The sequence below is a fragment of the Pseudomonas sp. FW305-7 genome (assembly GCF_058786735.1).
Window position 1 is genome coordinate 202,039 of record NZ_JBYSZA010000001.1, and the last position, 12,604, is coordinate 214,642.

At 58.0% G+C, this 12,604-nt stretch carries 12 protein-coding genes; 5 read left to right on the forward strand and 7 right to left on the reverse strand.

The window, feature by feature from the left end; translation table 11 throughout:
* The first annotated feature begins 302 nt into the window (after nucleotides 1-302).
* The 3 genes from AC3WMT_RS00905 (at nucleotide 303) to AC3WMT_RS00915 (ending at nucleotide 3,037) form a co-directional block, all read left to right on the forward strand.
* Nucleotides 303-1,457 (forward strand): MalY/PatB family protein, encoded by a 1,155-nt coding sequence (locus AC3WMT_RS00905; RefSeq protein ID WP_103302065.1) that lies wholly within the window; start codon nucleotides 303-305, stop codon nucleotides 1,455-1,457.
* Between the two features lie 108 nt (nucleotides 1,458-1,565).
* Nucleotides 1,566-2,156, forward strand: a complete 591-nt coding sequence (locus AC3WMT_RS00910; protein WP_146041207.1) for a carbohydrate binding domain-containing protein — start codon at nucleotides 1,566-1,568, stop codon at nucleotides 2,154-2,156.
* 101 nt (nucleotides 2,157-2,257) lie between these two features.
* Nucleotides 2,258-3,037, forward strand: coding sequence for a TSUP family transporter (locus tag AC3WMT_RS00915; protein WP_103302453.1), 780 nt, complete (start codon nucleotides 2,258-2,260; stop codon nucleotides 3,035-3,037).
* Here the strand turns inward: AC3WMT_RS00915 and nudC are convergent.
* The 4 genes from nudC to AC3WMT_RS00935 all read right to left on the reverse strand — a co-directional run bounded on the left by nudC (nucleotide 3,005) and on the right by AC3WMT_RS00935 (nucleotide 7,364).
* Nucleotides 3,005-3,835, reverse strand: a complete 831-nt coding sequence (gene nudC / locus AC3WMT_RS00920) for an NAD(+) diphosphatase (RefSeq protein ID WP_103302067.1) — start codon at nucleotides 3,833-3,835, stop codon at nucleotides 3,005-3,007. The genes AC3WMT_RS00915 and nudC overlap by 33 nt on opposite strands.
* 6 nt (nucleotides 3,836-3,841) lie before the next feature.
* On the reverse strand, nucleotides 3,842-4,654 hold the full coding sequence (locus tag AC3WMT_RS00925) for a crotonase/enoyl-CoA hydratase family protein (RefSeq protein ID WP_103302068.1): 813 nt from the start codon (nucleotides 4,652-4,654) through the stop codon (nucleotides 3,842-3,844).
* Between the two features lie 204 nt (nucleotides 4,655-4,858).
* The gene (locus AC3WMT_RS00930) at nucleotides 4,859-5,782 is read right to left on the reverse strand and encodes a magnesium transporter CorA family protein (protein WP_103302069.1); all 924 of its coding nucleotides are present in this window, start codon (nucleotides 5,780-5,782) and stop codon (nucleotides 4,859-4,861) included.
* Between the two features lie 7 nt (nucleotides 5,783-5,789).
* A complete protein-coding gene (locus AC3WMT_RS00935; RefSeq protein ID WP_103302070.1) occupies nucleotides 5,790-7,364 on the reverse strand; it encodes a RimK family ATP-grasp domain-containing protein in 1,575 nt (524 codons plus the stop codon).
* A gap of 92 nt (nucleotides 7,365-7,456) precedes the next feature.
* Between AC3WMT_RS00935 and rimI the strand changes: the two genes are divergently transcribed.
* The gene (gene rimI, locus AC3WMT_RS00940; RefSeq protein ID WP_103302071.1) at nucleotides 7,457-8,557 is read left to right on the forward strand and encodes a ribosomal protein S18-alanine N-acetyltransferase; all 1,101 of its coding nucleotides are present in this window, start codon (nucleotides 7,457-7,459) and stop codon (nucleotides 8,555-8,557) included.
* A gap of 136 nt (nucleotides 8,558-8,693) precedes the next feature.
* Here the strand turns inward: rimI and AC3WMT_RS00945 are convergent, their stop codons facing one another.
* Both AC3WMT_RS00945 and AC3WMT_RS00950 read right to left on the reverse strand, forming a co-directional pair.
* The gene (locus tag AC3WMT_RS00945) at nucleotides 8,694-9,839 is read right to left on the reverse strand and encodes a PQQ-dependent sugar dehydrogenase (RefSeq protein WP_103302072.1); all 1,146 of its coding nucleotides are present in this window, start codon (nucleotides 9,837-9,839) and stop codon (nucleotides 8,694-8,696) included.
* 52 nt (nucleotides 9,840-9,891) lie between these two features.
* Nucleotides 9,892-10,209, reverse strand: coding sequence for a hypothetical protein (locus AC3WMT_RS00950; protein ID WP_103302073.1), 318 nt, complete (start codon nucleotides 10,207-10,209; stop codon nucleotides 9,892-9,894).
* A gap of 189 nt (nucleotides 10,210-10,398) precedes the next feature.
* Here AC3WMT_RS00950 and ku point away from each other — a divergent pair, with 189 nt between their 5' ends.
* Nucleotides 10,399-11,259: a non-homologous end joining protein Ku gene (ku, locus tag AC3WMT_RS00955; protein ID WP_103302074.1), complete on the forward strand. Its 861-nt coding sequence runs from the start codon at nucleotides 10,399-10,401 to the stop codon at nucleotides 11,257-11,259.
* Nucleotides 11,260-11,392: 133 nt separating this feature from the next.
* On the opposite strand, the gene lpxO is transcribed toward ku, so the two are convergent.
* Nucleotides 11,393-12,292, reverse strand: a complete 900-nt coding sequence (lpxO, locus tag AC3WMT_RS00960; RefSeq protein ID WP_103302454.1) for a lipid A hydroxylase LpxO — start codon at nucleotides 12,290-12,292, stop codon at nucleotides 11,393-11,395.
* Nucleotides 12,293-12,604: the final 312 nt, after the last annotated feature.

A 12,604-nucleotide genomic window follows, 5' to 3' on the forward strand; every position in this document is an offset into this window, starting at 1 on the left:
GGGCCGGGCTTTTTCTGGACAATCACGGTTGCGGCAGACGAGTGCCGACTTTTTCACTGTAGACAAAGACCCCACAATCCGTGTGAAAACCGACCGTCGGCCGTTTGTCGGCACTCTCACTGACAAGCGCGCCCCTCCTGTGGGAGCTGGCTTGCCAGCGATAGCGGTGGGCCAGTCACCTTCATTGTTGGATGTGCCGAAGCTTTCGCTGGCAAGCCAGCTCCCGCAGGTTTTGTGTGCTCCCACACGGGCATGGGCTTAGAATGCCCGGCAGGACCAATCCCGCCTTCACGAGACCGCGCATGACTTTCGATTTTGATCAGGTATTCGACCGCCACAACACCGGCAGCACCAAGTGGAGCCGTTACCCGGCCGATGTGTTGCCGATGTGGGTCGCTGATATGGATTTCGCTGCGCCACCGGTGGTGATCGAGGCTTTGCAACAGCGCCTGCTGCATCCGCTGGTGGGTTACAGCGTGCCTCAGGAAAATCTGCGTGAGGCCATCGTCGCCGACCTCTGGAACAAGTTCGCCTGGAAGGTCAAACCGCAGGAGCTGATCTTCCTGCCGGGTGTCGAGTCGGGCTTCAACATGGCGCTCAAAGCCTTGGTGCAGCCACAGCAGAATGTTGTGGTGCAGGTGCCGAACTATCCGCCGCTGCGTCACGCGCCGGGCCACTGGGGCTTGAACAAAGTCGAACTGGAATTCGTCGCGCAGGCTGACGGCATCTACGCCACGCCGCTGGACGTGTTGCGCGACTCGCTGAACGGCGGTGGCGCGCTGCTGCTGAGCACCCCGCACAACCCGATCGGCAAAGTGTTCGGCCGTGAAGAGTTGAAAGCCGTGGCCGATATCTGCGTGGCGCAAGACGCGTGGATCATCTCCGACGAAATCCATGCCGAGCTGTGCTTCGACGGTCGTGTGCATATTCCGACCGCGTCCCTGAGCCCGGAAATCGCCCGGCGCACCATCACCCTGATGTCGGCGAGCAAGGCGTACAACATCGCGGGCCTCAAGACTTCGTTCATGATCATCCAGGACGCCGCCCTGCGCGAGCGCGTCAATCATGCTCGTTGCGGCATGGTCGACAGCGTCAACCCGCTGGGCATGGAAGCCACCCGCGTGGCTTACAGCGAAGCCGGACCGTGGCTGGCCGAACTGAAAACCTATCTACAAGCCAACCGCGACTATCTGGTTGAAGCGGTGCGCAGTCGCTTGCCCGGCGTGAGCATCCAGGTGCCACAGGGGACTTACCTGGCCTGGCTCGATTGTTCAGCGCTGGACCTGGGTAATCCGCAGCAGTTTTTCCTTGAACAGGCCAAAGTCGGATTGAGCGCCGGTAGCGATTTCGGCGATCAGAGTCAGCAGTTCGTGCGCCTGAATTTCGGTTGCCCGCGTTCACTGCTGGAGGAAGGCATTGCGCGGATGGAACGTGCGTTGGCCAGCCGCATCGGTTGAAGGCCGTTGCTATATGCGCGAATGCTTGGGTCCGCGCTACTGCTATCGCCAATGGTGATTAAAAACTGTCATTTATGACAGTTGGCACCCACGCGGATTTGTCGAACCATGGGCTTGTACGTCGCGCCGTCCGCGCGACGAACAGCTTCCATCCCATGGCATCGAGGTTTCAACATGGCAATGCACAATCACATTCGCAATGGCGATTTCAGTAGCGGAGACTTCACACACTGGATAGCCAAAGCCTACGACACGCGTATGTCGGTAGAGCTATGGCAATCCAGTCATGCCGCGCGGATGGTCGGAGGCAGAAGCGCGGGGCAGAATCTGGCGAGCGAAACATTTACGGTCTCGCCCGGGCGATTCATCTTCAGTTTCGATGTGCAGGCTCCAGACGCCGTCCCGCTGGAGAACAGCGCGCATCGCCGGTTCCACATCGAGGGCCGCGAAAAAGTCGATAACCCCCTGCTTAATGCATTCCTGACTTTTACGGTTTGGGCCACTCACGGCAATGACGGCACCGCTGAGGTCTGGTTCGAACAGGCCTACGTCGATCCGAAAAAACAGCGGATCAATCTTGAAGGCGTTATCCCGCCGGGTTTTGCTCAGGTGGATGTTCACTTCGGTATTCCCAATGATCCATTCGGCAACAAAGGCCCTTACTTCATTGATAATGTGCAGTTTTTGATGGCGGCGTAAGTTCTCCACGGGTGCCATGCGTTGTGATGATCCGAGTCGCTAGGACAGGTGTTACGGGCTATGATGGCGCCCCTTCCCGTCCTGCCATGCCAGTCGATTCCATGCCTTTCGAACTCAGCGTTGACCTGACCACCCTGGCCATTCTGGCCCTTGTCGCTTTCATTGCCGGTTTCATCGATGCCATCGCTGGCGGTGGTGGTTTGCTGACCACGCCGGCGCTGCTGACGGCCGGCCTGCCGCCGCACCTGGTACTGGGCACCAACAAACTGAGCTCGACCTTCGGCTCGGCCACCGCCAGTTTCACGTTCTACCGACGCAAGCTGTTCCATCCACGGCAATGGGTCCACGCGATTGTCGGCACGCTGGTTGGCGCACTGACCGGCGCCATCGTTGCGCATTACCTGCCAGCAGAATGGCTGAACAAAATGCTCCCGGTGATCGTCTTCGCCTGTGGCCTGTATCTGCTGTTCGGCGGCACGCCAAAAGCGCCGCTGGACAGCGACGCGCCGATCAAGAAGAAATGGCAATCGACCCAGGGCTTCAGCCTTGGTTTTTATGATGGCGTGGCCGGCCCCGGCACAGGCGCGTTCTGGACGGTCAGCAGCCTGTTGCTCTACCCGATCGACCTGGTCAAGGCCAGCGGTGTGGCGCGCAGCATGAACTTCGTCAGTAACATTGCGGCGCTGTCGGTGTTCGTGTTTTCCGGGCAGGTAGACTGGATCATCGGCCTGAGCATGGGCCTGTCGGTGATGGTCGGCGCGTTCTTCGGCGCACGCACCGCAATCAGCGGTGGCGCCAAGTTCATTCGTCCAGTGTTCATCACCGTGGTGCTGGGCCTGACCGTGCGCCTAGCCTGGCAGCACTGGTTCAGCGTGGCCTAAGCGCCGCGCCACGTAGACGTCGATCAGATAACGGGCAATCGACTTGGACGCCGGCAACGGCGGCAGGTCGTGCACGTTGAACCACTGGGCGTCTTCGATCTCGTCTTCCTGACAGACAATCTCGCCACCAGCGTACTCGGCATGGAAACCGAGCATCATCGAATGCGGGAACGGCCAGCACTGGCTGCCCATGTATTGAATGTTCTTCACCTCGATCTGCACTTCTTCGCGCACTTCACGAATCAGGCAGTCTTCCGCCGATTCGCCCGGCTCGGCGAACCCGGCCAGCGTGCTGTAGACACCAGTGACGAAGCGCGGCGAACGCGCCAACAGAATCTCGTCACCACGGGTCACCAACACAATCATGCTTGGCGAGATACGCGGATAACTGCGCAAATCACACGGCTGGCAATACATCGCCCGCTCGCGCGGCACCTGGGTCATGGCCTGCCCGCAGTTGCCGCAGAAGCGATGCTCACGCGCCCAGGTGCCAATTTGCGCGGCGTAACCGAGCACTTTGTAAATCGTGTGATCGCCATCGAGCATGAACGCTCGCAGGCCTTTCCAATTGCAGCCCGGCACCTCGCTGGTACTGCGCAGTTCCAGCAGATACACCGGCTCGCCATCGAGATGGCCGATGCCGTGTTCGGCAAGAATCGACAAGTCCTGACGCTTGAGCCATTCCCGTGGGAACAGCGCGCCGTTGTCATCGAACAGAAAACCTTCGGGGCTGCGCGCCACGGCCCAGCCGCCCGGTTGATCGGTGTCCAGTACTGCAGTGGTCCAGCGAGATGTCATGGTTTCTCAATCCAGAAATTCGGGTTTCTGTTTGCTCATATGGGCGGCCATGGCCACGCGCAAGTCGGTGGATTGCAACATGGCGGCGTTCCAGGTGGCAACGTATTCGAGGCCGTCGTCGATGCGATGGTCGCGCATGTAGCTGATCATTTCCTTGGTGCCGGTGACCGCAATCGGCGACTTGCCGGCGATGTCGCGAGCGATATCGAAGACGCCTTCGAGCAGCGCGTCCTTGTCGCTGTACACGCGATTGACCAGGCCGATGCTGCGCGCCTCTTCCGCACCAAAGGTGCGACCGGTGTAAGCCAGTTCACGCAGCATGCCGTCACCGATGATCCGTGGCAACCGTTGCAATGTGCCAACATCTGCGGCCATGCCGATGTCGATTTCCTTGATCGAGAATTGCGCGTCTTCGGCGGCGTAACGCATGTCGCACGCGGCGATCAAATCGATTGCGCCGCCCAGGCAGTAACCTTGAATCGCCGCCAGCACCGGTTTGCGGCAGTTATCGACGGCATTGAACGAGGCTTGCAGGGTCAGAATCTTTTTGCGCAGCAGGCGCGCGTTGCGACCGACGTCCTTGCCCAGTTCATTGGCGACGCCGGCGAGCATCATCAGGTCGATGCCCGAGGAGAAATGTTTGCCGTTACCGCTCAGGACCACCACACGGACTTCGTCAGTGTCATCGATCCATTGGAAAATCTCGACGATCTCGCTCCAGAACGCGGCGTTCATCGAGTTGATCTTTTCCGGACGGTTGATCTGAACATGGGCGATGTTGTCGGCCAGTTCGACACTGAAGGCGGTGTATTGAGTCATGGCAGTGATCCTTTACCGGGCTGAAAATGAGGCCCGAACTATAACAAGGCATCACGGCGGCGGTTCGGCCAAATGCGGGACTGTCTTGAGTTTCGCTTTACAAATGCCGGCCTCTTCGCGAGCAGGCTCGCTCCCACACGTTGAAATGCATTCCCTTTGTGGGAGCGGGCTTGCCCGCGATGGCGTCGGCTCAATCACCACCTATCATCGAGCCAGACGCCGAAGCCCAAACAACATCCCCCCTGCCCCCAACAGCATCACCGCCAAAAACAGCGGATAGGAAACCCACCACGGCGTCCCCGCCGTCATCATGCTGAACTCCGACATGCCGCCAATACTTGCAATCAGGTTCAACGGCAGAAACACCACGTTGATCAACGTCAGCTTGCGCAGCAGGTTGTTCATGCTGTTGTTCATCAGGTTGCCACGCGCATCGATCAGCCCGGAAAACACCGTCGAGTAAATCTCCGCCTGTTTGTAGCACTGGTTGTTTTCGATGATCAGGTCGTCGATCAATCCGATCGCTTCGCTGCCGAAGTGCTGTTTCTCGGCGTGGTTACGCAAGCGCGTCAACACGGCGCCGTTGCTGTGCAGGGCATTGATGTAATAGATCAGGCTTTCACTGAGGTTGAACATCTGCACCAGATGCTGGTTTTGCATCGAGGCGTTGAATTTTTGCTGCAACTCGCGGGCGACCAGTTTGATCACCTTCAAGTGCCCGAGGTAGTGATGGATATTGTTGAAGAGCAAATCCAGCAACACATCCAGCGGCGTTTTTAGCGGCTGCCGCGTGCCAAGGCCGTGCAGCGGCGTATCGTCGGTGGCGATCACCAGCAGTTGTCCCGGCGCGAACAGCAAACCGCAGGATGACACTTCGAAGGCCAGACTGCCGCCACCGGAATAGTTTTCCGGGCGTTTCCAGATCAGGAACAAATGATCCGGGTGAAACTCGATCCGCGACACCTCGTCCGGGTCCAGTGCCGAGGCCAATGCGTGTTCATCGACTTTGAAATGACTGTGCAGCAAGTCGCGCTCGGCGGCGTCAGGGTTGCTGAACAGCATCACCTCGGCGTCCAGCCGTTCGACCCGCTGCAAGGCGCCGTGGCTCAGGGCAAAACTGCTGATCATCGGCGTGTCACCAGGCCTGGCCGCGACGTTTCAGCTCAAGGCGTCGCACGAACTCTTCCAGCACCAGTGAATACAGATCGTCCTGCAAATAAGCGTCTTCGATCCCGGCGTCGAGGTTGGGGTTGTCGTTGACTTCGATCACCACCACTTTATCGCCGGCCTGTTTCAGATCGACGCCATAGAGACCGTCGCCGATCAGATTGGCGGTCTTCACGGCCAGTTCCACCACCGCGCGCGGCGCCTCGTGGATCGCCAGTGTCCGGCACTCGCCATTGACGTCCTGGCCTTTGGCTTTGTGGTTGTAGATCTGCCAGTGGCCCTTGGACATGAAGTATTGGCACGCGAAGATCGGTTTGCGGTTGAGCACGCCGATGCGCCAGTCGTACTCGGTGTAGAAAAACTCCTGGGCCAGCAACAGCACCGAATGTTCGAACAACTGCGCCGTGGCTTCGAGCAGCGCCTGCTGGCTTTCCACCTTGATCACACCTCGTGAGAAACAGCCGTCGGGAATCTTCAGCACCAAGGGAAACCCCAGGCGTTCGCCGACCCGCTCGAAGTCTTCGGGTCGCTCCTTGTAGAGGATTTCGGTGGCGGGCATGCCCAGTTGATGGCTGTTGAGCAGGTCGGTGAGGTAGACCTTGTTGGTGCAGCGCAGAATCGAGGCCGGGTCGTCCATCACCACCAAGCCTTCGCTTTCGGCCTTCTTGGCGAAGCGGTAGGTGTGGTTGTCGACGCTGGTGGTTTCGCGGATCAACAGGCCGTCGTACTCGGCCAGTCGCGCATAATCCTTGCGCTCGATCAGTTCGACATCGATGCCCATGGTCTTGCCAACCCTGACGAAATTCTCCAGAGCCTTGCTGTTTGACGGCGGCAGCGCCTCTTGCGGATCGTGCAGAATCGCCAGGTCGTAGCGCGCCACTTGCCGGGAGCGTGGCATGCGCCAGACTTTACGGCTGAAGCCGTCCAGTGCATTGGCGAACTGGTCCTCCTGATCGTCGCGCAACTTGTGCAATGCGCCGGATTTTATTCCTTCGATGTGCCAACCGTTAGTTCGACGAAACTCAACTAACAAAATCGGACAAGGGAACACTTCAAACAATTGACGGGCCAAATCCTGTAATGGCTCGATGTGCGTTCTGCCGAAATAAAGTGTCAGGGTGAATCCTTCGGTATCACTGTAGAGGTGATGACTGAGGGCTTTTTCCAATGTTTTATCGAGATCGTCCAGCGCCAGTCCGTAGAGTGATTTCTTGGTCAGTTCGCTGATGGTGCGCACCGATGGAATCACTTTGTGCCCTCGGGCTTCGGCCAGCAGCGAGCAGTAATAACCGTGGCCCAGGTACTTGTAGCTGCGGCACAGGTTGATCACCTGCACGCGCTTGCCCGACTCGTTGTCACGGGTTTGCTCAAGGTATTCCTGCGCCGTGATGATGTCCTCGCTGGGAAAATAGGACGCCCAGTCTTCCTTGCGTTCGACAATGATCAGCACTTGACTGGAAGTTCTGACCGCTGAATTTAAATAAGTTGCCGCCGGCAAACTTTGCTCGGATACTTCGCGCCAATGACCCTGTACCGCTGACATAGAGATTGATCCGTTGGAGAACAAGACCATTTCTATTAAGCACGAAGTTTTTCGAAAGTCCCGTTTCGTTACGCAACTTTTACGGTGGTCATATGAGTGCTGTTTTTCGTTTGGCGGTAGTTGAAGACCTGCCGGCATTGCTGGCATTGGAAATGCAATGTTTCACCACAGATCGACTCACCCCTCGCAGTTTCCAGTGGATGATCACTCGGGCGCATGCGCAGTTACTGGTCGCCGAACGGGAGGGTCAATTGCTGGGGTACGCGCTGGTGTTGTTTCATCGCGGCACGTCCCTGGCGCGGTTGTATTCCATCGCCATTGCTGCCCAGGCGCGCGGCACAGGGCTCGGCAAGCAATTGCTGCAACACATGGAAACCTGCGCACTCGAACACGATTGTGCCTATCTGCGCCTGGAGGTGCGTACTGACAACCCTGCCGCTATCGCCCTGTACGAACGCAACGGTTACCGGCGTTTTGCGCTGATTCATGATTACTACGAAGACCACGCCGATGCACTGCGTCTGGAGAAACGCATTCTTCAACACCGGGATTCTCGCAGCATCAAGGTGCCGTGGTATGCGCAGACCACCGACTTCACGTGTGGCCCGGCCTGTCTGTTGATGGCCATGGGTGCGTTGCAGCCTTCGCGCTTACTGGAGCGCCGTGAAGAACTGCAAATCTGGCGCGAAGCGACCACGGTGTTCATGACATCAGGTCATGGCGGATGCAGTCCGCAGGGATTGGCACTCGCGGCATGGCGGCGGGGTTTTCGGGTACGTCTGCAACTGAGTCTGGCGGGGCCGTTGTTTCTCGATGGTGTACGCGATGAGCATAAAAAAGACGTCATGCGTCTGGTGCATGAGGAGTTCACTGAGCAACTGGACCAGAGCGACGTTGAGTGTGTGATCGGTGCGCCACTGGATTTGCCGCGTTTGCTGGACGCGGGTGGACAGCCCCTGGTGTTGATCAGCAGCTATCGCCTGACCCGATCCAAGTCACCGCACTGGGTAGTGGTGACGGATTGCGATGCGGATTTTGTGTATCTGCATGATCCGGATGTTGATCACAGCCAGCATCGTCAGCCCATGGACTGCCAGCATGTGCCGGTGAGTCATGGCGAGTTCGAAAAGATGTGCCGGTTTGGGCGCGGGAAGCTGAGGGCTGCGGTGGTTTTGTACTCGCGCAATGAGTAAGTCAGGCATTAGTGCTTTTGTGGCGAGGGAGCTTGCTCCCGCTGGGTTGCGCAGCAGCCCCAGGAAACGTGTGAGCGCTGCGCGCTCAAGCGCGAGCAAGCTCTCCCTCGCCACAGGGTGTGTGTGAATTACAAATTTACTTCAGACCGATCTTGTACAGCGCGCCATTGTCCTCATCCGTCAACACATACAGATAACCATCCGGCCCCTGGCGTACATCGCGAATGCGCTGCTTCAGCTCGCCCAGCAAGCGCTCCTCATGCACAACCTTGTCGCCATCGAACTGCAAGCGAATCAACTCCTGACTCACCAGCGCGCCGATAAACAGGTTTTGCTGCCAAGGCTTGAAGCGGTCGGCATCGTAAAACGCCATACCCGTCACGCCTGGCGATTTTTCCCAGACGTGGCGAGGATCTACACCACCTTCAATGCCTTTGCCTTGTGCTTCGGGGATTGGCTGCAGCGAGTAGTTGATGCCATGGGTCGCCAGCGGCCAGCCATAGTTCTTCCCGCGTTCGATGATGTTGACCTCATCGCCGCCGCGCGGGCCGTGTTCGTTTTCCCAAATGGTGCCGTTCCACGGATTGAGCGCAGCGCCCTGCGGGTTGCGAATGCCGTAGGCCCAGATCTCCGGGCGCACACCGGATTGGCCCACGAACGGATTGTCGTCCGGTACTTTACCGTCCGCAAAGATCCGCACGATCTTGCCTTGCAGTTTGTCGAGATCCTGCGCGGTTGGCCGGTCGTTGTTTTCACCCAGGGTGATGAACAGATAGCCGTCTCGATCAAACACCAGCCGCGATCCGAAATGGTTGCCGGTCGAGAGTTTCGGCTCCTGACGGAAGATCACTTTGAAATCCTTCAGTGTTTTCAGGTCATCCGACAGATACCCGCGCCCTACCGCCGTCCCGGCCTTGTCGCCCGCACCGCCACCTTCGGCGTAGGACAGATACACCAGCCGGTCCTGTTTGAACTCCGGCGACAGCACGACATCGAGTAGGCCGCCCTGCCCCTTGGCCCAGACTTTCGGCACCCCACTGATCGGCGCCGAGAGTTTGCCGTCCGTACCGACCACGCGCAAATTACCCGATCGTTCGGTCACCAGCATGCCCTGGCGATCCGGCAGGAAAGCCAGTGCCCATGGATGTTCAAGGCCTTGGGTGATCGTGGTGACTTCGAGGGTGCCCTGCTCGCTTTGCAGCTCTTTGGGGGCGGCAGCGAATGCCGGCGCGCTGATCAGAGCGCCGGCGCACAGGCTGGCTAGAAGGGTTTTACGCAACATGCACGATTCCTTTTGTTGGTTTCAAAGGCTGGCAGCACCGCAGTACCGCCGTTCAACGGGTGTCAGTGCTTCGTGAAGGTGGGTTGGGAATGAAGGTCGGCGGTGTACTCGGCACCGAACGAATGGGCTGGCCGTTGCCAATCCCGCGATTTTCGACGGTGGGCTGACGCGGCGTCGGCACGGTGTTCGGCCCGCGAAGAGGCGGAGCGCTGGGCTGGGTGCCCTGCATGCTGTTGGGGTTGGCCCGGCGAATCGGGCTGTTGTATGGGTTGTTGCTGTTGCCGGTCGGACTTTGTGCCAGCACTGCGTCCGCATGAACCAGGCCGCCACTGAGTGTCAGGACGGCGATGCCAAGCATTAAGCGGTTCATGGGATTGCCTCTCGATGTGCAGGGAGTAGAGCCTTCGAGTCCACGCTACGCCGTGGGTTCGGATTTGTTAACCCGCGCCGCTTAAACAACATGTAACACGGCTTGACCAAGTCGTCTGAAACCCGTGCATTCACTGGAAACTTTCGCGCAAGCGCACAGGTCACCTGAACATCACTCGGAGAACTCACCATGGCTCGGGCAATCTGGAAAGGCGCGATCAGTTTCGGACTGGTTCACATCCCTGTCGCACTGGTTTCGGCGACATCGTCCCAAGGCGTGGACTTCGACTGGCTCGACAGCCGCAGCATGGACCCGGTGGGCTACAAACGGGTCAACAAGGTTACCGGCAAGGAAGTCACCAAGGAAAACATCGTCAAAGGCGTAGCGTATGAAAAGGGCCGCTACGTGGTCCTCAGCGAAGAGGAAATTCGCTCGGCGCACCCGGTATCGACCCAGACGATCGACATTTTCTCATTCGTCGACGCCGAGCAAATCCCCTTGCAGAACATCGATACGCCTTACTACCTGGCCCCGGACAAGCGCGGTGGCAAGGTTTACGCGTTGCTGCGCGAAACCCTGAGCAAGACCAATAAGGTCGCCCTCGCCCGTGTTGTGTTGCATACGCGGCAATATCTGGCGGCATTGATGCCGCTGGAGTCGGCGCTGGTGCTGGTAAAACTGCGCTGGCCGCAGGAGGTTCGCGGCCTCGATCAACTGGAGCTGGGCAGCGAAGTGACCAAACCACAGTTGGCCAAGGGCGAACTGGACATGGCCAAACGACTGGTTGAGGACATGAGTGGGGACTGGAGTCCTGAGGATTACAAGGACGAGTTCGAAGACAAGATCATGGCGCTGGTGGAGAAAAAGGCCCATGAAGGCAAGATCGAGGATGTCGAGTCGGTGGGTGGCGAGGAAGAGCGCAAGTCTGCCGATGTTATCGATCTGACCGAGCTGCTTAAACGCAGCCTGGGTGGCAAGGCGCCCGCCAAATCAAAGCCTAAAACAGCGACTAAAGCGGCGCCGGCGAAGAAGACGAAGAAAGCGTCCTGAGCATGACAACTGAAGGTTTGTCAGGCAACTGACAGGTTGCTTTTGCGACAGTCATCGCTGGTAAGCCAGCTCCCACAGTGGTCGGTGTGATGCGCACACTTCGAACCCTGTGGGAGCTGGCTCACAGGAATATTCAGATCAGAATGAAGATCGCCAGCAAGCCACCGAAGATCGCCCACTTTTCCATGTAGTAGCGCCTGCGATTGCGCTTTTTCAGCTCTTTACCGCGCAAACGGATCTTGTAGATTTTGGTAAACAACCGGTTGATCCCACCGGTACGGTCACCGGCATCGTTCGGCGCGCCGGCGGCGGACATCACGGTGCGGCTGAACCAGCCATTGAACGCGGCGGCCCAGCGGTACTTCATCGGCCGCTCAATGTCACAGAACAGGATGATGCGGTTCTTGTCCGTGGTGTTTTCTGCGTAATGAATGAAAGTTTCATCGAACATCACCGCTTCACCATCACGCCAGTGATAGTTCTCGCCGTCGACATTGATGTAGCAACCGGCATCATTCGGCGTTTCCAGGCCCAGGTGATAGCGATAGGAACCGGCATACGGATCGCGGTGACGCACCAGTTTCGAGCCGGGTGGCAGTTCGGCAAACATAGCGGCCTTGATCGAACCGATGCTCTGCACCAGTTCAGTGGTACGCGGGCACAGCTTCATTGCCGACGGATGACTCTCGCCGTACCACTTGAGGTAAAAACGCTTCCAGCCGCTTTTGAAGAATGAATTAAAGCCGACATCGTCATACTGGTTCGAGCGCTTGATCTCACCGGCACGCAGCAAGTTCTGGCCTTCTTCGCGAATCTCCTGCCAATGTGCTTGCAATGGGCTGAGATCAGGAAATTCTGCGGGATTCAGATACGGCGTATTGGGCTTTTTCGAAAACAGGTACAGAAAGCAGTTGATCGGCGCCAGAAACGTCGAATGGTCGCTTAACTGACGACCCAGTTTGTGGCGCACACGGCCACGCAAGTGAACGTATGCAATTGAAATGACATAAATAGCAGCAATGATGAGTTTCACGGAAATCGTCACACGTCAGAAAGTGAACAAACTGCGCGCCTGATGGCTAGAAGCCCAGCGTCTGATGCAGTGGTCTGAGTACAAAATGGCACGTCCTTGAGCCCGCGCCGCTGTAGGGCGCTGGGTGAATGGATGGCATTTTAGCCACAGTTTGTAACTGATAGTGAGCCTTCATCTGTGAAAATCTGTCCCGCGATTGCGCCAATCGGCGCTCACAGCGTCATCGCCCTATCGTTTAAAGAGCCAGACCAGTACAATCGCCGCCAAACTTTACGCGCCCCCCCTTGGTTGATGACGGGAACCTCCCCGCTT

Excerpts from the sequence above, each read along its gene's own strand:
- AC3WMT_RS00905 (WP_103302065.1), top strand. The coding sequence starts at position 303 with ATGACTTTCGATTTTGATCAGGTATTCGACCGCCACAACACCGGCAGC.
- AC3WMT_RS00910 (WP_146041207.1), top strand. The coding sequence starts at position 1,566 with ATGGGCTTGTACGTCGCGCCGTCCGCGCGACGAACAGCTTCCATCCCA.
- AC3WMT_RS00915 (WP_103302453.1), top strand. The coding sequence starts at position 2,258 with ATGCCTTTCGAACTCAGCGTTGACCTGACCACCCTGGCCATTCTGGCC.
- nudC (WP_103302067.1), bottom strand. The coding sequence starts at position 3,835 with ATGACATCTCGCTGGACCACTGCAGTACTGGACACCGATCAACCGGGC.
- AC3WMT_RS00925 (WP_103302068.1), bottom strand. The coding sequence starts at position 4,654 with ATGACTCAATACACCGCCTTCAGTGTCGAACTGGCCGACAACATCGCC.
- AC3WMT_RS00930 (WP_103302069.1), bottom strand. The coding sequence starts at position 5,782 with ATGATCAGCAGTTTTGCCCTGAGCCACGGCGCCTTGCAGCGGGTCGAA.
- AC3WMT_RS00935 (WP_103302070.1), bottom strand. The coding sequence starts at position 7,364 with ATGTCAGCGGTACAGGGTCATTGGCGCGAAGTATCCGAGCAAAGTTTG.
- rimI (WP_103302071.1), top strand. The coding sequence starts at position 7,457 with ATGAGTGCTGTTTTTCGTTTGGCGGTAGTTGAAGACCTGCCGGCATTG.
- AC3WMT_RS00945 (WP_103302072.1), bottom strand. The coding sequence starts at position 9,839 with ATGTTGCGTAAAACCCTTCTAGCCAGCCTGTGCGCCGGCGCTCTGATC.
- AC3WMT_RS00950 (WP_103302073.1), bottom strand. The coding sequence starts at position 10,209 with ATGAACCGCTTAATGCTTGGCATCGCCGTCCTGACACTCAGTGGCGGC.
- ku (WP_103302074.1), top strand. The coding sequence starts at position 10,399 with ATGGCTCGGGCAATCTGGAAAGGCGCGATCAGTTTCGGACTGGTTCAC.